This is a genomic window from Pseudomonas fuscovaginae SE-1 (assembly GCF_000364705.1).
GTDB lineage: Bacteria > Pseudomonadota > Gammaproteobacteria > Pseudomonadales > Pseudomonadaceae > Aquipseudomonas > Aquipseudomonas fuscovaginae_A.
Genome location: NZ_AQOH01000364.1, coordinates 31,277 through 52,016, shown reverse-complemented (window position 1 = coordinate 52,016; position 20,740 = coordinate 31,277). Strand labels below are relative to the sequence as shown.

Below are 20,740 nucleotides of genomic sequence, written 5' to 3'. Positions count from 1 at the left end.
TTACGAGAGAGCCTGATGATTGAAGCTCAATGCTCTTGGAGAGTTACGATGCGCGTCGGAATTTTCTGTCTGTTTGCGATATTGCTTTCATTTCAGGGCTGCTTTTTTTTCTCGGACCGTTTGCCGTCAGGGGCCTCAGTCGACGAGCGGCGAACGGCAACCTCAGAAAGTACTTACGAAGGAGTCAAGGCGGCTGGCACCTATGCAGACCCAAAGTCCTGGAGCGAGCCAACCTTCATCGGCGCGATACACAAGGGTGACAATGGCTTTTATGAAGCCAGGTTCAACGGCAGTGCGTGTCCGGGCTGTTATTATCCGCCCGCCGGATCCGATAATAAATGGTGGTTTTTTCGTGGCACCAACTCGGGCTTGTACTCGAATCCGAAGCATTGGAGCGAAACCACTTATGCTGGGGCGATCCACAAGGGGGGCAATGGTTTCTATGAAGCCCGGTTCAACGGCCCTGCGTGTTCGACCTGTTACTATCCGCCCGCCGGATCCGATAATAAATGGTGGCTTTTTCGTGGCACCAACTCGGGCTTGTACTCGAATCCGAAGCATTGGAGCGAAATCACTTATGTAGGGGCGATCCACAAGGGGGGTAATGGCTTTTATGAAGCCCGGTTCAATGGCAGCGCGTGTTCGGCCTGTTACTACCCACCCGCCGGATCCGATAATAAATGGTGGCTTTTTCGTGGGGCGCACGCGGGTACTTTCAATGATCCGAAGTCCTGGCGAGAGTTCTCTTATGTTGGCGCGATACACGGGCGCGGCAAGACCAAGCGTTTTATTTCAAAGTTTAATGGTGTCGCCCAATCCACGCACTATTACCCAACCAGTGAACGGGAAAATGCCTGGTGGTATACCGCAGCCTCCGGGTGTTCGACAGGGAGGGAGCCCTTGACATTGCAAGACGATCTGGTCAGACCGGTCAAAGTACCACCGGGGCGTTTCCTGGACATTCAGTCATTGCTTTCGGAAGCGCCAGTTGCACAGTCCTCGCCGTTGCTCAAGGGTATTCGCTCTCCAATGTTGAAACTCAGGAGCGTCTATAAGGACTATCAGGTGGGTAGCGTGAACTTGACAAAAGATAATGGTAGTTTTGGGGCTCTGGTTGTCGCCCTTCGTGACGACGGTAGTTTTGTCGCATTTCTCGATACGCCGGAAAATCGTGGAACCATTATTGGTCGCGCCAGTGGAGAGCAAACCTGGATAAAGGAAGAAAAATATGACTATTTGACGCCGGACACGATTGAGGCTCAGGCGGAAATAAACGATTCATCCTCCCTTGTGTCTAAATCGGATGTTGGCCTCCTGGTGGATCACGATTGTAATGGGCGAATCATTGTTGATGTACTGGCTGGATTTTCGAGGTCTGCCGCTTTCCAGGTACGGGATCCGACGGCTTTTGCGCTTGGACAAATCGAAAGTGCGAACCTGGGACTGCGAAACTCAAGAGCCGATACGGTGCGGCTGAGGCTGGTGGATACACAATTTGTCCCACAGGAGTATCCGATTAACCCGACGACGCTTGGCTTGCTTGCAGATATTTTCAAGGACGGTATGCGTGAGTCCGGGGCAGATATGCTTGCCGGATATTTTCATGCGTCTACAGGTAATACGGCAGTCGGTTTGGCATATGCGCCTGGTCGTTACAGTATTCAAAAGGTCGTGTCGCCGGCCACTTTTCGTCATGAGATCGGGCACAATGTCGGTGGCGCCCACTGTAATACGGAAGGCGTTGATAACTATAGATTTGGATTCGCAAATATCACGTCGGGAACTTTTCTGTGCGGGAATACTGTAAATTATTATTCGACGACTTTGGTCCGGGATGGTAACAATCGCCCACTTGGCGACGCACGAACTGCGAACATGACGAGACTTTGGGGTGAAAGGGCGGCGGCAATGTCCTCCTACGCCAAATCCGTTACAGCCCCAGTCGGTGTATACCCCTGATCCAGGAGCGCTGTTGGAAAGCCCAGTAACCGATATCGGCTACTGGGCGTGTTGCTGTCTACTCAGTTCAGGCCCAGCTTGCCGCGCAGGGTCGACAGGTCTTCGGCCAGGGTGTTGACCGGGCCGACCAGGGCCTTGCGGTCAGCGTCCTTGACCTTGTCATAGGTCTCGAAGCCGCCGTCCTTGGTCTTGTACTTGGCCAGGATCTTGTCCACGGTGGCGAAGTTCTTGTCGACTTTGCTAGCGAAAGCCTTGTCCTGCTTCTCGATCTGCGGACGGAACAGGTCGACGATTTTTTTCGCGCCGTCGATGTTGCCCTGGAAGTCATACAGGTCGGTGTGGCTGTAGCGGTCTTCCTCGCCGGAGATCTTGGTCGCGGCCACTTCTTCCAGCAGGGCGGCGGCGCCACCAACGACTTTTTCCGGCGGGAAGGTCAGGCTGGCGACACGGGCCTGCAGGTCCTTCACGTTCTTGTCCAGGCCGTCGGCCAGCTCGCCCAGGCCCTGGGTGGAGTTCTCGGCAAACAGGCTGTACTCCAGGCGGTGGAAGCCGGTGAAGTCTTCGGCCTTGACACCTTTCTCGTGGTCGTCGACGCGGGAGTCGATGGCCGCATCCAGGTCACTGAACAGCTCGGCGATCGGTTCGATCGACTCGTAGTGAACGCGGGTCGGGGCGTAGAGCTTCTTGGCGGTCGCCAGGTCGCCTTTCTTCACGGCGTCGGTGAACTGCCGGGTCTTGCTGGCCAGCTCGTCGAGCTGCTCGGTGACGTAGATCTTGTAGTCCGATACCGGGCCGACCAGGTCCAGCGGCGCAGTGGCCGCGAAAGCCGAGAGCGGGGTGTGCAGCAGGCCGACGGCCAACAACAAAGCAAGAGGCGACTTCTTCATGAGAACTTCCCGGGTGAGTTAAGGATTAAGCCTTGGTTTTTTGTTGTGTTGCAGAAAGCAGCGAGCGACCGATGAAGTCCTGGTCGCCGGTGACGCCCGGCAAGGTGAAGAAATAACCGCCACCGATGGGCTTGAGGTATTCCTCCAGGGGTTCGCCGTTGAGTCGGGTCTGGACGGTGATGAAGCCTTGCTCCAGGTCCGATTGGTAGCAGATGAACAGCAGGCCCATTTCCAACTGGCCGTTCTTGCTGACCCCGTTGGAGTAGTTGAACGGCCGGCGCAGGATCAGGTTGCGCTGGGTTTCGGCGGTGCGCGGGTTGGCCAGGCGGATGTGGGCGTCGAGCTTGGTCAGCTTGCCTTCCGGGTCCTTGCTGTAGTCCGGTACCTGGGTCTCGCTTTGGCCACCGACGGGCGCGCCGGTACTCTTGACCCGACCGATGATGCTTTCCTGCTCCTGCAGCGGTGTACGATCCCAGCGCTCGACCAGGTTGCGGATGATTCGCACCGCCTGGTAGCTGCCGTTGGCGGCCCAGGCCGGCTCGTCGCTGCCGGACTGGACCCAGACGATACGATCCATGGCGCTGGCGTCGTTGGAGTCGGGGTTGGCCGAGCCGTCACGGAAACCGAGGAAGTTGCGTGCACTCTGGGCCGGTTCGCCAGGCTTGGTCGGTGCCTGCGGTGGCACGCTGCCTTCCTGCTTCCAGCGCACCAGCAGCAGGTCCGGGGTGTTCTTGACGATGTCACGCAGGGCGTGGATGTTGGTGTCCGGGGTGTTGGAGCAGAACTGGATGCTCAGGTCGCCGTGGCACAGGTCCGGTTGCAGCGCATCGTTGGGGAAACCGACCATCTGGATCAGGCGCCTGGGCTTGGCCGACTCCAGGCCGAAACGCTCGTCGAACAGCGAGTGACCGACCGAGACGGTGATCGTCAGGTTGTCCGGGGTGACGACCGGGCCGAGGATGCCGGAGTCCAGGGGCGGCAGTTTCGGATCGACCTGTTTCACCGCGCCGCCGCTCATCAGGAAGGCGATGCGTTCGTTGAGGGTGCGGAACAGCCGCTCCAGGTCCTTGCGGTCGCTGGCCAGGACGTCGAAGGCGACGATCATGCCGGCGGCCGGGCGCGGGGTGACGATGCCGGTCTGGTGCTTGCCGTGGAAGTCGTGGCGGTCCTGGGTCTTGTCGCTGCTCGGCGCCTGGGTGACCTGGGCTTGGGTTTGCGCAGCGGCGATGGCCGGGCAGCTCAGGGCACTGCCGGCGATGGCCGCACCGGCCACGCCCATGCCCAACAGGACACGCCGGCGGTCAGCGGAAAATTCGTTGTTGCGCTGTGATGAATCGCTCATGTTCGGGTCGTCTGCTGGTTACAGGCCGGAGAGGCCAAGGGCTGGGTCGATTCCATCGAGTGCATCGGCCAGAGCCTTGGCCTTGTCGGCGATCTGCTTGCGCTTTTCGGCGCCGACGGTGTCATAGGTGGCATAGCTGTCGCCGCTGCGCAGGCCGTTGAGTTCGGCGTCGAGGGCCACGGCGGCGCTGTCGAGCTTGGGCAGCAGGTCGGCGGCCGATTTAACCAGCAGCGGCCGCAGCAGGTCGATGACCTTGCGCGTGGCCTGCAGGTTGGCGGCGAAACCATTCAGGTCGGCATGGCTGTAGCGTTCTTCCTCGCCGCTGCTGCCGCGGGTGTCGGCGATGCTGCGCATGCTGCGGGCGACGATGCTGACCAGTTGTTCCGGCGGCAGCGACTGGGCCAGCAGTTGCTGCTTGAGGGTGGTCACATCGGCCTGCAGACGCTCGGCCACCGGCTTCAGGCCGTCGACGCTGCGCTGCTGGAACAGGCCGTATTCGATGCGGTGGAAACCGCCGAAACCGGGGTCCTGCTCACGTTTTTCGTAATAGTCGGCGCGGGCGTTGATGCCGTTGTCCAGTTCAGAGAGGCGCTGGGCGGCGGGCGCCAGGCGCTGGTAGGCGGTACGGGCCGGCACATAGAGTGCCTGGGCCTGGGACAGGTCGCCGGCGTCGATGGCCTGCTGCAGGGCATCGACCGCCTTGATCAGGGCGCTGCCCTGGGTGCTCAGGTAGACGCGGAACTCCGACAGCGGACCAATAAAGGCGGTCATTGACGGCCGGGCCTTGGCCGCGGCTTCCGAGGCGGCGGTCGGCGTCACGTGCAGGGTGCCACGCGGGTTGCTCAGCAGGCCGCAGGTGATTGCATAGTCTCCGGGAGCCAGGTTGGCGTTGATCACCTGGCTCAGGCCGGGCGCGATGTTCTCGCGCTCTTCGACGACCAGCACGCCCTCGAGGATTTCCCATTCCACCGCCCGATCGGATTTGTTGACGATGCGGAAGCTGTTCGGGCCGGCTGGTACGGTGAGCGCGTTTGGGTCGCAACTGTGGGCGAGAATGTTGACCGTGATTTCGTTATGACGGCTCTGACGCTTGCTCGCCGCCAGTTGCGAGGCGTAGTAGAACAGTCCACCGGCCGCGATCATCACTATCACCGAGCCGGCTACCGCCCAGCGCAGGGCCTGGGGCGGTTTGCCAGTTGCAGGGTTGGACATGGGTAACCTTACGGGTGGGTGACGGAAGAGGTTTGCTTGGAGGCCGACGGTGATGCCGGGAGGAAGAACATCACCAGGGCGATCACCAGGTACAGCAGGTAGGCGCTCAATACGCTGACGGTCGGCGCGTCCTGGTAGCCGAACATTCCGGCCAGCACCGAACCGGCCGGGCCGTCCATCGGCAGCGTGGCGCTGATGTCGAAGACCACCTCCTGCAGGTGGTTCCACAGGCCGGCCTCATGCAGCGCCTGCACCGAGTTGGCCAGGATGCCGGCGGCCACCACCAGGATGAACAGACCGGTCCAGCGGAAGAACAGGCCGAGGTTCAGGCGCATGCTGCCGGTGTAGATGGCGAAACCGACGAGGATCGCCAGGACCAGGCCGAGCAGGGCGCCGATCGGCGCGCCCGGGCCTTCGCTCTGCTGGAACACCGCCAGCAGGAAGAACACGGTTTCCAGGCCTTCGCGGGCCACGGCGAAGAACACCATGGCGATCAGCGCCCAGACCTGATGCCTGGATCCCGCCAGGGCCTGGTCGAGGGAAACGTACAGGGAATGCTTGATCGAGCGCGAAACCTTGCGCATCCAGAACACCATCGAACTGAGGATGCCGACGGCCACCAGGCCGACGATACCTTCGAACAGTTCCTGTTGTTTCTGCGGGAATTCGGCGCTCATCAGCTCCAGAGCACCACCGACCAGCAGCGCCAGGGCGGCGGCGAGAAACACCCCGATCCAGACGGCGGGCATCCATTGGCCACGGCCGGTCTGCTTGAGGTAGCTGGCGATGATGCCAACGATGAGCGCGGCCTCGATGCCTTCGCGCAACATGATCAGAAAGGGAACCAGCATTCGGCAGGCACATCCGTTACTTAAAGTGGATAGTAATTTGTAACATAATGATACTCATTACTAAACAGCTTTTGCCCTCGCTAGCTGAACCGGGGCTGAACGGTTGAGGTTGAAGTCTGGACTGCCTCCAAGGGTTGGATGGGTGTCCAAGTTCTTGGGGGGCAACCCAGTCTGTGGGAGATTCTATGGTTTTGCACAAGACCCGAGGGCCATTCGCGGCGGTCCGACGCCTCGGTAAATCCTCCGACAAGGTACGAGCTAGACGCGTCCGTTGTGGGAGACGGCCGGGCGGGGCTCCGCTTGCTGGCGATAGCGACCGTTCAGCAAGCCTCTCCGTTTGCTGACACACCGCTATCGCCAGCAAGCCGGCTCCCACAGGGGCGGTGTACGCCCGGGCTGGTCGGCGCCCCCGGACTCATGCTCGGCTCAGTGCCCCAAGGCGAAATCGACCGCTGCGAGCGCGTGCAACTCGGTGGTGTCGAGCAGCGGCAGATCGCTGTGTTCGGGCTTGATCAGCAGGCTGATTTCCGTGCAACCGAGGATGATCGCTTCGGCCCCGCGCGCCGCCAATCCCTCGATCACCCGCTGGTAGACCTGTCGCGAACGCTCACTGACGACACCCACGCACAGCTCGTCGTAGATGATCCGGTGGACCGCCCGACGCTCCGCCGTCTCGGGCACCAGTACCTCCAGGCCCTGGGTCGCCAGCCGGCGCTTGAGGAAATCCTGCTCCATGGTGAAGGCCGTGCCGAGCAGCCCGACCTTGCGTGCGCCGCGGGCGAGGGCGGCTTGCCCGGTCGGCGTGGCGATATGCAGGAAAGGGATGCTCACCGCGCTTTCGATCTGCTCGGCCAGTCGGTGCATGGTGTTGGTACACAGCACCACGCACTCGGCTCCGCCGGCCTGCAGCCGACGTGCCGCATCCTGCAGGATCAGCCCGGCATCGTCCCAGCGCCCGGCATGCTGGGCCTGTTCGACAGGCCCGAAGTCGACGCTGTACATTAGCAGCGCCGCCGAGCGCAGCGGGCCGAGTCGCGAGCGAACCTGCTGGTTGATGATCCGGTAGTACTCGGCGCTGGACTCCCAGCTCATGCCGCCGATAAGGCCGATGGTGCGCATGTGGTGCTCCTGTCGATAGGGGGTGCCCGTGCAGTCTGCTATCTGGCGTCGATGGTGATCTATCAGGAAATTTCAGATGCCCGGACAACGCCCCGGTGTAGTTCCGATTCCGCCCCGGTCGTTGCTGGATGGCCGACTGTACCTGCAATTGCTGCCGCGCACGGCCTACAGTGGGCGTGACCCGGTGCAATGGCAGACCCTGGGCATCGCTCTGGAGCATCAGTGCGGTGTACATGCGATCGACTCCGACCGACGCGTGGATTTCGACACCCGTCCCGGCACCCTGGCACTGACGCCGCCGGGCGTCGAGGTGTTTTCCGAGTCTGCCGAAGGGGGCGAATACCTGCTGATACGCTGGCAGCTTGAAGATGATCGGCCGGTGACGCAACGTCGGTTGGAAAGTCCGGGACACGCCCGGGGTCTGGCTGCGGGACGGCAGTTACGCCGTCTCCTGCTGGATTCGGACAGCGACCCGCTGATGCTGGAGGCGGCGGCCCTGGCGTTCGTCGGGTTGGGCGAGTCGATGCCGGCTGCCCAGCCGGAACAGCGGGACTTCACGGCGATCCTGCGGCGGTTTGCCGAGGAGTTCGCGCAGCCCTTGAGCCTGGCACGGTTGGCGGCCGGCCAGGGGCAGTCGCAGTTGCGTTTTCTGCGAGACTTTACCCGCGCCGTCGGCATGACACCGCATGCCTATCTGCTGGAGGTGCGTGTGCAGGCGGCACGGCGGATGATCGAGTGCGGTGACCGGCCACTGGTGGAAGTCGCCCTGGCGTGCGGCTTTGCCCATCAGTCGCACCTGGGCAGCGCGTTTCGCAAGGTGCTGGGGGTGACGCCTGGGAAGTACCGCAGGCGGGTGGCCGGCCCTTAGGTCGTGGGTGCCTGGGCGCCCCGGCTCATCCGCGAAAGCGCCAGCCCAGGCACCACACCCATTGAGTCCTACATGTGCATCTCGCCCCAATCCTCAGGCGGCGGCTCGACCATCATTGTTGGCACCACCTTGCCCGTCGCCTGTTCAACCCGCCGCGCCACCTCCGGATCATCGGAAAACAGCATCAGGCTGGCATCATCCAGGCTCTTTTCCGATTGCCCTCGCAGGCAATAGCCGATGCCCAGGTACAGTGACATCACCGCCAGCAGATTCAAGCCGATCTCCAGCATCACGTTTTCTCCCGTCCTTGAATGCTCAGGCAATCCGCGCCGCCTGTCCGGCCAGCACACTGTCCGCCACCCGCACGGTGCGCCAGGTGTTGTAGGCCATCAGCAGCATGCCGCCGAGGAAGAACAGCCCACCGACGAAGCGCACGATAAACCCGGGGTGGCTGGCCAGCAGGGCCTCGACGAAAGAGTAGGTGAGGGTGCCGTCCTCGTTCACCGCCCGCCACATCAGGCCCTGGGTGATGCCGTTGACCCACATCGAGGCGATGTACAGCACGGTGCCGATGGTCGCCAGCCAGAAGTGCAGGTTGATGAGGCCGACGCTGTGCATCTGCTCGCGACCGAACACCTTGGGAATCATGTGGTACAGCGAGCCGAAGGTGATCATCGCCACCCAGCCGAGGGCACCGGCGTGAACGTGGCCGATGGTCCAGTCGGTGTAGTGGGAGAGGGCGTTGACGGTCTTGATCGCCATCATCGGGCCTTCGAAGGTCGACATGCCGTAGAACGCCAGGGATAGCACCAGGAAACGCAGGATCGGGTCGCTGCGCAACTTATGCCAGGCGCCCGAGAGGGTCATCATGCCGTTGATCATGCCGCCCCAGCTCGGTGCCAGCAGGATCAGCGACATGGCCATGCCCAGTGATTGCGCCCAGTCCGGCAGCGCAGTGTAGTGCAGGTGGTGGGGGCCGGCCCAGATGTACAGGGTGATCAGAGCCCAGAAATGCACGATGGACAGGCGGTACGAGTAAACCGGCCGGCCCACCTGCTTGGGTACGAAATAGTACATCATGCCGAGGAAACCGGTGGTCAGGAAGAAACCCACCGCATTGTGGCCATACCACCACTGCACCATGGCATCGGTAGCGCCGGAGTAGACCGGGTAGGACTTGAACCAGTCCACCGGGATCGACAGGTGATTGACCACGTGCAACATGGCGATCACCAGAATGAAGGCACCGAAGAACCAGTTGCCGACGTAAATGTGCCGGGTCTTGCGGCGTACCACGGTGGTGAAGAACACGATGGCATAGGCGACCCAGACCAGCGCCATCCACACCGCGCCGCTGAACTCGATTTCGGCGTATTCCTTGGTGGTGGTGTAGCCCAGCGGCAGGCTGACGAACATGATCACGATCACCGCCTGCCAGCCCCAGAAGGTGAAGGCGGCCAGGGTATCGCTGTACAGTCGCACCTGGCAGGTTCGCTGTACCGCATAGTAGCTGGCCGCGAACTGCGCACTGCCGGCGAAGCCGAAGATCACCAGGCTGGTGTGCAGCGGGCGCAGGCGGCCAAAGGTGGTCCAGGGCAGGTCCAGATTCATCTCCGGCCAGACCAGTTGCGAGGCGATCAGCACGCCCATCGCCATGCCGACCACGCCCCAGAACACGGTGGCGATGACGAATTGTCGAACCACCTTGTAGTTATAGGCTTCTGCGTTTGCTGCTGTACTCATGCTCAGGTCTTCCACGGTTGCCAGATCCGCCAGGCCACCCTGGCCCGACATGGGAGTGACTGTAGGAACTGTCGTGCAGGCAAAACAGACTCAGAAATGCTTCATTCATGCGGATCAGGCTTTTATCCTGTGTGGATTGGGCCTGATGTGTTCTGATATGGAATTTGATCGAGCCGATCGTGCTGTTTTTGCCTTTCAGGGGAACGGCGCGCCCATTGAGGCGGTCCCAGGAGTGCGACGGCAGTTTCCGCGCAAGTTCCTACAGTAAAAAACTGCATTTCAGATTTGCCGGCCCCGCCAGGGTGTGCGAATTTGTCGCTCGCCCCCATAGGTCGATCGACGCTTTCATGCTTAACTTCGGCCTCTTCAAATATTTCTGGAAGGATTTCGTTCATGGCTCAAGTCACCCTCAAAGGCAACCCGGTCAAGGTCAACGGTCAGCTGCCGCAGGTCGGCTCCAAGGCCCCGGCCTTTTCCCTGGTCAACGCCGGCCTGGCCGACGTCACCCTGGAAAGCTTTGCCGGCAAGCGCAAGGTGCTGAATATTTTCCCAAGCGTCGACACCCCGACCTGCGCCACCTCCGTGCGCAAGTTCAACGCCCAGGCCAACGACGTGGCAAACACCGTGGTGCTGTGCATCTCGGCTGACCTGCCGTTCGCCCAGGCGCGCTTCTGCGGTGCCGAAGGCCTGGAGAACGTGCAGAACCTGTCGACCCTGCGTGGCCGCGAGTTCATCGAGAACTACGGCGTGGCCATCGCCGAAGGCCCGCTGACCGGCCTGACCGCCCGCGCGGTGGTGGTGCTGGACGAAAACAACAATGTCCTGCACAGCGAGCTGGTCGGCGAGATCGCCGACGAGCCGAACTACGAAGCGGCCCTGGCTGTATTGAAGTAAGCGGCGACGCCAGTCACCCACGGCCTGGCCTCGTCCAGGCCGTTTTCGTTTGCGCAACGCTCTGGCGCGGGCCTGGTGCTGTGACAATTCATGTTTGGACGTAGGTGTCGGCGTCATATCGTGGTTAACTTCGACCTTTATCCGACAACCGTTCAAAAGGATTCGCTTCATGGCTCAAGTGACGCGCAGGGGTGTGGTGGTGCAGGTCGACGGCGAGCTGCCGCTCCCCGGCACTCGTGCCCCCGCATTTTCCCTGGTGAACAAGGACCTGGCCGATGTCGAGCTGAGCGACTTCGCCGGCCGGCGCAAGGTGCTGAACATCTTCCCCAGCGTCGACACGCCGACCTGCGCCAAGTCGGTCCGAGCCTTCAACGCTCACGCCAATGGGCTGAGCAATACCGTGGTGCTGTGCATCTCCGCCGACCTGCCGTTCGCCCAGGCGCGCTTCTGCGGTGCCGAAGGCCTGGAAAACGTGCGGAACCTGTCGACCTTGCGCAGCGGTCGATTCATGCAAGACTACGGTGTAGCCATTGCCGATGGCCCGCTCGCCGGCCTCACCGCCAGGGCTGTACTGGTCCTCGACGAGCACGATCAGGTGCTGCACAGCGAACTGGTCGCCGATATTGGCCAGGAACCCGACTACGCCGCCGCCCTTGCTGTCCTGCAGTAAGCGACCGTGCAGGTGTTACCGGCCCGCACCTCCCGGGCCGTTTTTCATTTGCGTTTCAGTGCCTTGGTCGCAGGTCGAAGAAGGTCATGCAAAGGTAAATTGCCGGTAAAGGCACTTTGCATGAAACATTTGAGTGCTTATCTTTCAGGCTCCTAAGGAAGAAGCTCTCGCCCACAATGGTTGATCACTCCATGCAATCCTCTGCTCCCCGCAAATCCCGTCGTTGGCTGTTTGGCCTGTTCACCGTGCTGATCATCGCGGCGCTGTGCTGGCATTTCTGGCCGGCCGGCGAGCACAAGACCGAACACAAGCCGGCTGGGCATACCGGCAAGACAGGCATGATGCGCCCCGGTTTCGGCGCCTCCACCGGCCCGGTACCGGTGCGCGTGGCTCCGGCGACCGTCGGCGACTTCCCGCTCTACTACAAGGCACTGGGCACTGTCACCGCGTTGAACACGGTCAATGTGCGGGCGCAGGTCGGTGGCCAACTGGTCAAGATCAACTTTCAGGAAGGGCAGATGGTCAAGGCCGGCGATGTGCTCGCCGAGATCGACCCACGCAACTATGAAAGCGCCTTGCTGCAGGCCCAGGGCACCTTGTTGCAGAGCCAGGCGCAACTGAAGAATGCCCAGGTCGACCTGCAGCGCTATCGCGGGCTGTATGCCGAGGACAGCATCGCCAAGCAGACCCTGGATACCGCCGAAGCCACCGTGCTGCAGTACCAGGGCACGGTGAAGAACAACCAGGGGGCGGTCGACGCCGCCAAGCTCAACCTGGCGTTCACCAAGATCCGTGCGCCGATTTCCGGACGCCTGGGCCTGCGTCAACTGGACGTCGGCAACCTGCTGGCGGCCAACGACACCCAGGCCGTGGCCGTGATCACTCAGACCCAGCCGATCAGCGTCGCGTTCACCTTGCCTGAGAACAATCTGGATGTGGTCCTGCCGCGTTTCCGCAGCGGCGCGCACCTGCCGGCCGAAGCCTGGGACCGCGGTGACGTTAAGCTGCAGGCCACCGGTGTGCTGCAAAGCATCGACAACCAGATTGATATCACCACCGGCACCCTGAAGTTCAAGGCGCTCTACGAAAACAAGGACCAGAACCTGTTCCCCAACCAGTTCGTCAATGTGCGCCTGCTCGCCGACACGCTCAAGGGTGTGATACTGGCCCCGAGTGCGGCGATCCAGTTCGGTACCGACGGCACCTTCGTCTATGCGCTGGATGGCGAGAAGAAAGTCAAGATTCGTCCATTGAAAGTCGGTCCAAGCGACGGCAACGTCACCGTGATCACTTCGGGCCTGGCCGCCGGCGATCGCGTCGTGCTGGAAGGCACCGACCGTCTCAAGGACGGCGGCGAGGTGGAAGTGGTCAATGACAGCCAGGACGTGCCGAGCACGCCAGCAGGGCAGTTGCATGGCTCCAAGGCCAAGGACGCGGACGCAGGGGCTGAGGCCAAGGCGAAAAAGGTCGGCGCATGAATCTCTCGCGGCTGTTCATTCTCCGCCCGGTAGCCACCACCCTGAGCATGCTGGCGATCGTCCTGGCCGGGGTGATCGCCTACCGGCTGCTGCCGGTATCGGCGCTGCCCCAGGTCGATTACCCGACGATCCGTGTCATGACCCTGTATCCGGGCGCCAGCCCGGACGTGATGACCAGCGCGGTCACCGCGCCGCTGGAGCGCCAGTTCGGGCAGATGCCCGGGCTGACCCAGATGGCGTCCACCAGCTCCGGCGGCGCCTCGGTGCTGACCCTGCGCTTCAATCTCGACATCAACATGGATGTCGCCGAGCAACAGGTGCAGGCGGCGATCAACGCCGCGACCAACCTGCTGCCGAAGGATCTGCCGGCACCACCGGTTTACAACAAGGTCAACCCGGCGGATACCCCGGTACTGACCCTGGCGATCACCTCGAAAACCATGCTGCTGCCCAAGCTCAACGACCTGGTCGACACCCGCATGGCGCAGAAGATCGCCCAGATCAGCGGCGTCGGCATGGTCAGCATCGCCGGTGGCCAGCGCCAGGCTGTGCGGATCAAGGTCAACCCGGAGGCCCTGGCGGCCAACGGCCTGAACCTGTCCGACGTGCGCACGCTGATCGGCGCCTCCAACGTCAACCAGCCCAAGGGCAACTTCGACGGCCCGACCCGCGTATCGATGCTCGATGCCAACGATCAGTTGCGCTCGCCCAAGGAGTACGCCGAACTGATCCTCGCCTACAAGAACGGCGCGCCATTGCGGCTCAAGGATGTGGCTGAAATCGTCGATGGCGCGGAAAACGAACGCCTGGCGGCCTGGGCCAATGAAAACCAGGCCGTGCTGCTCAATATCCAGCGCCAGCCAGGGGCCAACGTGATCGAGGTGGTCGACCGGATCAAGGCGCTGTTGCCGAGCATCACCGACAACCTGCCGGCCGGCATCGACGTCGCCGTGCTGACCGACCGCACCCAGACCATCCGTGCTTCCGTGACCGACGTGCAGCACGAACTGCTGATCGCCATCGCCCTGGTGGTGATGGTGACGTTCCTGTTCCTGCGTCGGGCCAGTGCCACCATCATTCCGTCGGTAGCCGTACCGCTGTCGCTGATCGGTACCTTTGGGGTGATGTACCTGGCGGGCTTCTCGGTCAACAACCTGACGCTGATGGCGTTGACCATCGCCACCGGTTTCGTGGTCGACGATGCCATCGTCATGCTGGAAAACATCTCGCGCTTCGTCGAGGAGGGCGACAGCCCGATGCAGGCGGCGCTAAAGGGCGCCAGGCAGATCGGTTTCACCCTGGTGTCGCTGACCCTGTCGCTGATCGCGGTACTGATCCCACTGCTGTTCATGGCTGACGTGGTCGGACGGTTGTTCCGCGAGTTCGCCATCACCCTGGCGGTGGCGATCCTGATTTCCCTGGTGGTCTCGCTGACCCTGACCCCGATGATGTGCGCGCGCCTGCTCAAGCGCGAGCCCAGGGAAGAGGAGCAGGGGCGTTTCTACCGCGCCAGCGGCGCCTGGATCGACTGGCTGATCGAAGCCTACGGACGCAAGCTGCAATGGGTACTGAAGCACCAGCCGCTGACCCTGCTGGTCGCCATCGGCACCCTGGCACTGACCGTTTTCCTCTACCTGATGGTACCCAAGGGCTTCTTCCCGGTGCAGGACACCGGGGTGATCCAGGGCATTTCCGAGGCGCCGCAGGCCGTATCGTTCGCGGCCATGAGCCAGCGCCAACAGGAGCTGGCCAAGGTGATTCTGGCCGACCCGGCGGTGGAAAGCCTGTCATCCTACATCGGTGTCGATGGCGACAACGCCACCCTCAACAGCGGGCGCCTGCTGATCAACCTCAAACCGCACCGCCAGCGTGACCTCAGCGCAGCGCAGGTGATCGCCCGCCTGCAACCGCGGGTGGACAAGCTGGTGGGTATCCGCCTGTTCATGCAGCCGGTGCAGGACCTGACCATCGAGGACCGCGTCAGCCGGACCCAGTACCAGTTCAGCATGTCCTCGCCGGATGCCGACCTGCTCGCCGAGTGGAGTGGCAAGCTGCTGCAGGCCCTGGCCGAGCGGCCGGAACTGACCGATGTCGCCAGCGACCTGCAAGACAAGGGCCTGCAGGTATACCTGGTGATCGACCGCGATGCCGCCTCGCGGCTGGGAGTCTCGGTTTCCGATATCACCGATGCGCTGTACGACGGCTTCGGCCAGCGGCAGATCTCCACCATCTACACCCAGGCCAGCCAGTATCGCGTGGTGCTCCAGGCCCAGGCCGGGGAGAAGATCGGCCCGGCGGCGCTCGACCAGATCCACGTCAAGACCACCAGCGGCAGCCAGGTTCGCCTGTCGAGTCTGGCCCGGATCGAGGAACGCCAGGCGCAACTGGCGATTTCCCATATCGGCCAGTTCCCGGCGGTGACCATGTCGTTCAACCTGGCGCCGGGCATCGCCCTGGGCAAGGGCGTCGAGATCATCGAACAGGTCAAGCAGGACATCGGCATGCCGATCGGCGTGCAGACCCAGTTCCAGGGCGCCGCCGAAGCCTTCCAGGCCTCGCTGTCGAGCACCTTGCTGCTGATACTGGCGGCGGTGGTGACCATGTACATCGTGCTCGGGGTGCTCTACGAGAGCTACATCCACCCGGTGACGATCCTCTCGACCCTGCCGTCGGCCGCGGTCGGTGCCTTGCTGGCGCTGATTCTCAGCGGCAATGACCTGGGCATGATCGCCATCATCGGTATTATCCTGCTGATCGGTATCGTCAAGAAGAACGCGATCATGATGATCGACTTCGCCCTCGACGCCGAGCGCAACCAGGGCATTGCGCCCGAGCAGGCGATCTACCAGGCGGCACTGCTGCGCTTCCGGCCGATCCTGATGACCACCCTGGCCGCGCTGTTCGGGGCCGTGCCGCTGATGCTCGCCACCGGTTCCGGGGCCGAGCTGCGCCAGCCGCTGGGCCTGGTGATGGTTGGCGGGTTGCTGGTCAGTCAGGTGTTGACGCTGTTCACCACGCCGGTGATCTACCTGTTCTTCGACCGTCTCGGACGGCGTTGGGGCCGGCATCCGAGCCGCCTGGAGCAGGCCGACACATGAACCTTTCCGGACCCTTCATCCGCCGGCCGGTAGCGACCATGCTGCTGAGCCTGGCGATCGTCCTGCTCGGTGGCGTCAGCTTCGGCCTGTTGCCGGTGTCGCCATTGCCGCAGATGGATTTCCCGGTGATCGTGGTCCAGGCCAGCCTGCCGGGTGCCAGCCCGGAGGTGATGGCCTCGACCGTGGCCACGCCACTGGAGCGTTCCTTCGGGGTGATCCCCGGGGTCAACACCATGAGCAGCCGTTCCAGCCAGGGCTCGACCCGGGTGATCCTGCAGTTCGACCTGGACCGCGACATCAATGGCGCGGCGCGGGAAGTGCAGGCGGCCATCAACGCCTCGCGCAACCTGCTGCCCAGCGGCATGCGCAGCATGCCGACCTACAAGAAGGTCAACCCGTCCCAGGCGCCGGTCATGGTGCTGTCGCTGACTTCCGACGTGTTGCAGAAGGGCCAGCTGTACGACCTGGCCTCGACCATCCTGTCCCAGAGCCTGTCCCAGGTCCCGGGCGTGGGGGAGGTGCAGATCGGTGGCAGCTCGCTGCCAGCGGTACGCATCGAACTCGAACCCCAGGCGCTGAACCAGTATGGGGTGGCGCTGGACGACGTGCGCACCACGATCGCCAATGCCAACGTACGTCGGCCCAAGGGGTCGCTGGAGGATGACCGGCGCAACTGGCAGGTGCAGGCCAATGACCAACTGGAGAAGGCCAAGGACTATGAGCCGCTGATCATCCACTACCAGAACGGCGCCGCCCTGCGCCTGGGCGATGTGGCGAAAATCAGCGACGGTGTCGAGGATCGCTACAACAGCGGCTTCTTCAACAATGATGCCGCGGTACTGCTGGTGATCAATCGCCAGGCCGGGGCCAACATCATCGAGACGGTCAACGAAATCAAGGCCCAGTTGCCGGCGTTGCAGGCGGTGTTGCCCTCCAGCGTCAAGCTGAACCTGGCCATGGACCGTTCGCCGGTGATCAAGGCCACCCTGCATGAAGCCGAAATGACCCTGCTGATCGCCGTGGCCCTGGTGGTGCTGGTGGTCTACCTGTTCCTCGGCAATTTCCGCGCATCGCTGATTCCGACCCTGGCGGTACCGGTGTCGCTGATCGGCACCTTCGCCATCATGTATCTGTACGGGTTCTCCCTGAACAACCTGTCGCTGATGGCGCTGATCCTGGCCACGGGGCTGGTGGTGGACGATGCGATCGTGGTGCTGGAGAACATTTCCCGGCATATCGACGACGGCGTGGCACCGATGAAGGCGGCCTACCTGGGGGCGAAGGAGGTCGGTTTCACCCTGCTGTCGATGAACGTGTCGCTGGTGGCGGTGTTCCTGTCGATTCTGTTCATGGGCGGGATCATCGAGAGTCTGTTCCGCGAGTTTTCGATCACCCTGGCCGCCTCGATCGTGGTCTCGCTGGTGGTGTCCCTGACCCTCACGCCGATGCTCTGCGCCCGTTGGCTCAAGCCGCATGCCAAGGGCGTACAGACGCGCCTGCAACGCTGGAGCGAGAAGGCCAACGACCGCATGGTCGACGCCTATGGCAAGAGCCTGGACTGGGTGTTGCGCCACCGCCGGCTGACGCTGCTCAGCCTGCTGATTACCATCGGCGTCAACATCGCGCTGTACGTGGTGGTGCCCAAGACCTTCATGCCGCAGCAGGACACCGGGCAACTGATCGGTTTCATCCGCGGCGATGACGGCCTGTCGTTCGGCGTGATGCAGCCGAAGATGGAGACTTTCCGCAAGGCCATCCTGGCCGACCCGGCGGTACAGAGCGTGGCCGGCTTCATCGGTGGCAACAACGGCACCAACAACGCCTTCATGCTGGTACGCCTCAAACCCATCAAGGAGCGCAACATCTCGGCGCAGAAGGTCATCGAGCGCCTGCGGGTGGAGATGCCCAAGGTCGCTGGCGCGCGGTTGATGCTGATGGCCGACCAGGATCTGCAGTTTGGTGGCGGTCGCGAACAGACGACTTCCCAGTACTCCTACATCCTGCAAAGCGACGACCTGGCGGCGTTGCGCGAGTGGTACCCGAAGGTAATCACGGCGTTCAAGGGGCTACCGGAGCTGACGGCGATTGACGCTCGTGAGGGGCGTGGCGCCCAGCAGACCACCCTGGTGGTCGATCGCGATACCGCCAAGCGCCTGGGCGTCGACATGAGCATGGTCACCGCGGTGCTGAACAACGCCTACAGCCAGCGGCAGATTTCCACCATCTACGACACCCTGAACCAGTACCAGGTGGTGATGGAAGTCAACCCGAAATACGCCCAGGACCCGGAAACCCTGAACCAGGTCAAGGTGATCACCAGCGACGGCCAGCGCATCCCGCTGTCAGCCATCGCGCACTACGAGAACAGCCTGCAGGAAGACCAGGTCAGCCACGAGGGGCAGTTCGCCTCGCAGAGCCTGTCGTTCGACATGGCCCCTGGCGTGACGGTGGAGCAGGGCACGGCCGCGATCGAGCGGGCGGTGGCCAAGCTCGGCCTGCCGGAGTCGGTGATCGCCAAGATGGCCGGGACCAGCGATGCCTTTGCCGCGACCCAGAAAAGCCAGCCGTTCATGATTCTTGGGGCGCTGGTGGCGGTCTACCTGGTGCTCGGGGTGCTCTACGAGAGCTACATCCACCCGCTGACCATTCTGTCCACGCTGCCGTCGGCCGGTGTCGGCGCGTTGCTCAGCATTTACCTGCTGGGTGGCGAGTTCAGCCTGATTTCCCTGCTCGGATTGTTCCTGCTGATCGGGGTGGTGAAGAAGAACGCGATCCTGATGATCGACCTGGCCCTGCAACTGGAGCGCAATGGTGGCCTCGAGCCCCAGGCGTCGATCCGCGAAGCCTGCCTGCTGCGCCTGCGGCCGATCCTGATGACCACCCTGGCGGCGATCCTCGGGGCTCTGCCGCTGATGCTCAGCACCGCCGAAGGTGCGGAGATGCGCCAGCCGTTGGGCCTGACCATCATCGGCGGGCTGATCTTCAGCCAGATCCTGACGCTTTACACCACCCCGGTGGTTTACCTTTATCTTGATCGCCTGCGCCACCGTTTCAACGCCTGGCGCGGCGTACGTACCGACGGTGCTCTGGAAACTCCGCTATGACTGACCCTGCATACCGCAATGTGACCGCGCAGGCGGCCCAACGCCTGGAAATGGCCCGTGGCTCGCGCCTGCTGAGCCTGGCCTTGTGTGGGTTGATGCTCAGCGCCTGCGCCGTTGGCCCGGATTACCAGCGCCCGGATGCCGCCGCCCCGGCGCAGTACAAGGAAGCAGCCGGCTGGCGCCAGGCCCAGCCCAGCGATTCGCTGGCCCGTGGCGCCTGGTGGGAGCTGTACGGTGATCCGGTGCTCAATGGCCTGGTGGAGAAGCTCAACAGCAGCAACCAGACCGTGGCCCAGTCCGAGGCACAGTTTCGCCAGGCCCAGGCGCTGGTGCGCAGCTCCCGCGGGGCGTTCTTCCCGAGTGTCGACCTCAGTGCCGGCAAGACCCGCTCCAGCCAGGGCACCGGCAGCAGCAACTCGAGCCTGAGCAGTTCCTCGAGCGGAATACGCGATACCTACAACGCGCAACTGGGCGTGAGCTGGGAAGCGGACGTCTGGGGCAAGCTGCGCCGCGGCCTCGAGGCGGACAAGGCCAGCGCCCAGGCCAGCTTCGCCGACCTGGCGGCGATGCGCCTGAGCCAGCAGTCGGAACTGGTGCAGAACTACCTGCAGTTGCGGGTGATCGACGAGCAGAAGCGCCTGCTCGAGGCCACGGTGCAGGCCTACGAGCGCTCGCTGAAAACCACCGAGAACCAGTACCGTTTCGGCGTTTCGGACAAGGCATCGATCGCCCAGGCGCAGACCCAGCTGAAAAGTGCCCAGGGCGACCTGATCGACCTGATCTGGCAACGCGCCCAGTTTGAAAACGCCATCGCCGTGCTGACCGGCCAGGTGCCGGCCGACTTCAGGCTGGCGGCCACCAACAATGTTCCGGCGTTGCCGCGGATCCCGCTGGGCCTGCCGTCGCAACTGCTGGAGCGGCGGCCGGACGTCGCTTCGGCGGAGCGCTCGGTGATTGCCGCCAACGCCAGGATCGGCGTGGCGAAGGCCGCCTACTACCCGGACCTGACCCTGAGCCTGTCCGGCGGCTACAGCAGCAGTACCTATGCCGACTGGATCAGCCTGCCGAACCGCTTCTGGTCGGTGGGGCCGAAGCTGGCGATGACCCTGTTCGACGGTGGCCAGCGCTCGGCGGAGGTGGAGCGGACCGAGGCGGTGTATGACCAGACCGTCGCCAAGTACCGCCAGACCGTGCTCGACGGTTTCCGCGAGGTGGAGAACTACCTGGTGCAGCTCAAGGTCATGGAGAACGAGGCGGTGGTGCGCCAGCAGGCGCTGGACTCGGCCCGTGAATCCCTGCGCCTGACCGAGAACCAGTACAAGGCCGGCCTGATCGCCTACCTGGACGTGGTGACGGTGCAAACCACCGCTTTGAGCAACGAGCGCAGCGTGTTGAGCCTGTTGCAAAGCCGGCTGATCGCCAGCGTGCAACTGATCGCCGCCCTTGGCGGCGGCTGGGATGGTGCGACCGAGCCGGTGGCCGCCAAGTAGCCGCGCCCCCTGTAGGAGGCGGCTT

General features: G+C 62.9%; 16 protein-coding genes. 8 read left to right on the top strand and 8 right to left on the bottom strand.

The window, feature by feature from the left end; translation table 11 throughout:
• Positions 1-15: 15 nt before the first annotated feature.
• A complete protein-coding gene (locus tag K675_RS33250) occupies positions 16-1,959 on the top strand; it encodes a hypothetical protein (RefSeq protein WP_157384012.1) in 1,944 nt (647 codons plus the stop codon).
• Positions 1,960-2,021: 62 nt separating this feature from the next.
• Here the strand turns inward: K675_RS33250 and efeO (K675_RS0128590) are convergent, their stop codons facing one another.
• The 5 genes from efeO (K675_RS0128590) to K675_RS0128570 form a co-directional block, all read right to left on the bottom strand.
• The gene (efeO, locus tag K675_RS0128590; RefSeq protein ID WP_017906883.1) at positions 2,022-2,846 is read right to left on the bottom strand and encodes an iron uptake system protein EfeO; all 825 of its coding nucleotides are present in this window, start codon (positions 2,844-2,846) and stop codon (positions 2,022-2,024) included.
• A 25-nt stretch (positions 2,847-2,871) separates the two neighbouring features.
• Positions 2,872-4,188 (bottom strand): iron uptake transporter deferrochelatase/peroxidase subunit, encoded by a 1,317-nt coding sequence (efeB, locus tag K675_RS0128585; protein WP_017906882.1) that lies wholly within the window; start codon positions 4,186-4,188, stop codon positions 2,872-2,874.
• An 18-nt stretch (positions 4,189-4,206) separates the two neighbouring features.
• Positions 4,207-5,400, bottom strand: coding sequence for an iron uptake system protein EfeO (gene efeO, locus K675_RS0128580; protein ID WP_017906881.1), 1,194 nt, complete (start codon positions 5,398-5,400; stop codon positions 4,207-4,209).
• An 8-nt stretch (positions 5,401-5,408) separates the two neighbouring features.
• Positions 5,409-6,251, bottom strand: a complete 843-nt coding sequence (efeU, locus tag K675_RS0128575) for an iron uptake transporter permease EfeU (RefSeq protein WP_017906880.1) — start codon at positions 6,249-6,251, stop codon at positions 5,409-5,411.
• Between the two features lie 426 nt (positions 6,252-6,677).
• Entirely contained in the window at positions 6,678-7,370 is a 693-nt protein-coding gene (locus K675_RS0128570; protein WP_017906879.1) for an aspartate/glutamate racemase family protein, read from the bottom strand.
• A 76-nt stretch (positions 7,371-7,446) separates the two neighbouring features.
• Here K675_RS0128570 and K675_RS0128565 point away from each other — a divergent pair, with 76 nt between their 5' ends.
• Positions 7,447-8,238, top strand: a complete 792-nt coding sequence (locus tag K675_RS0128565) for an AraC family transcriptional regulator (RefSeq protein WP_017906878.1) — start codon at positions 7,447-7,449, stop codon at positions 8,236-8,238.
• A 68-nt stretch (positions 8,239-8,306) separates the two neighbouring features.
• Here K675_RS0128565 and K675_RS0128560 read toward each other — a convergent pair whose 3' ends face one another.
• The 3 genes from K675_RS0128560 to K675_RS33245 form a co-directional block, all read right to left on the bottom strand.
• On the bottom strand, positions 8,307-8,528 hold the full coding sequence (locus tag K675_RS0128560; protein WP_017906877.1) for a hypothetical protein: 222 nt from the start codon (positions 8,526-8,528) through the stop codon (positions 8,307-8,309).
• 25 nt (positions 8,529-8,553) lie between these two features.
• Positions 8,554-9,981: a cytochrome-c oxidase, cbb3-type subunit I gene (ccoN, locus tag K675_RS0128555; RefSeq protein WP_026145615.1), complete on the bottom strand. Its 1,428-nt coding sequence runs from the start codon at positions 9,979-9,981 to the stop codon at positions 8,554-8,556.
• A gap of 122 nt (positions 9,982-10,103) precedes the next feature.
• Entirely contained in the window at positions 10,104-10,376 is a 273-nt protein-coding gene (locus tag K675_RS33245) for a hypothetical protein (RefSeq protein ID WP_157384011.1), read from the bottom strand.
• On the opposite strand from K675_RS33245, the gene tpx (K675_RS0128550) reads away from it, so the two are divergent.
• The 6 genes from tpx (K675_RS0128550) (at position 10,375) to K675_RS0128525 (ending at position 20,715) form a co-directional block, all read left to right on the top strand.
• Positions 10,375-10,875: a thiol peroxidase gene (gene tpx, locus K675_RS0128550; protein ID WP_017906875.1), complete on the top strand. Its 501-nt coding sequence runs from the start codon at positions 10,375-10,377 to the stop codon at positions 10,873-10,875. The two genes, K675_RS33245 and tpx (K675_RS0128550), sit on opposite strands and share 2 nt — an antisense overlap.
• A gap of 169 nt (positions 10,876-11,044) precedes the next feature.
• Positions 11,045-11,545 (top strand): thiol peroxidase, encoded by a 501-nt coding sequence (gene tpx, locus K675_RS0128545; RefSeq protein WP_017906874.1) that lies wholly within the window; start codon positions 11,045-11,047, stop codon positions 11,543-11,545.
• 176 nt (positions 11,546-11,721) lie between these two features.
• Positions 11,722-13,023, top strand: coding sequence for an MdtA/MuxA family multidrug efflux RND transporter periplasmic adaptor subunit (locus K675_RS0128540; RefSeq protein ID WP_026145614.1), 1,302 nt, complete (start codon positions 11,722-11,724; stop codon positions 13,021-13,023).
• A complete protein-coding gene (locus K675_RS0128535) occupies positions 13,020-16,121 on the top strand; it encodes an MdtB/MuxB family multidrug efflux RND transporter permease subunit (protein WP_017906872.1) in 3,102 nt (1,033 codons plus the stop codon). The genes K675_RS0128540 and K675_RS0128535 overlap by 4 nt, the downstream gene beginning before the upstream one ends.
• Entirely contained in the window at positions 16,118-19,225 is a 3,108-nt protein-coding gene (locus K675_RS0128530) for an efflux RND transporter permease subunit (RefSeq protein ID WP_017906871.1), read from the top strand. The genes K675_RS0128535 and K675_RS0128530 overlap by 4 nt, the downstream gene beginning before the upstream one ends.
• The gene (locus K675_RS0128525; protein WP_017906870.1) at positions 19,222-20,715 is read left to right on the top strand and encodes an efflux transporter outer membrane subunit; all 1,494 of its coding nucleotides are present in this window, start codon (positions 19,222-19,224) and stop codon (positions 20,713-20,715) included. The genes K675_RS0128530 and K675_RS0128525 overlap by 4 nt, the downstream gene beginning before the upstream one ends.
• Positions 20,716-20,740 lie beyond the last annotated feature (25 nt).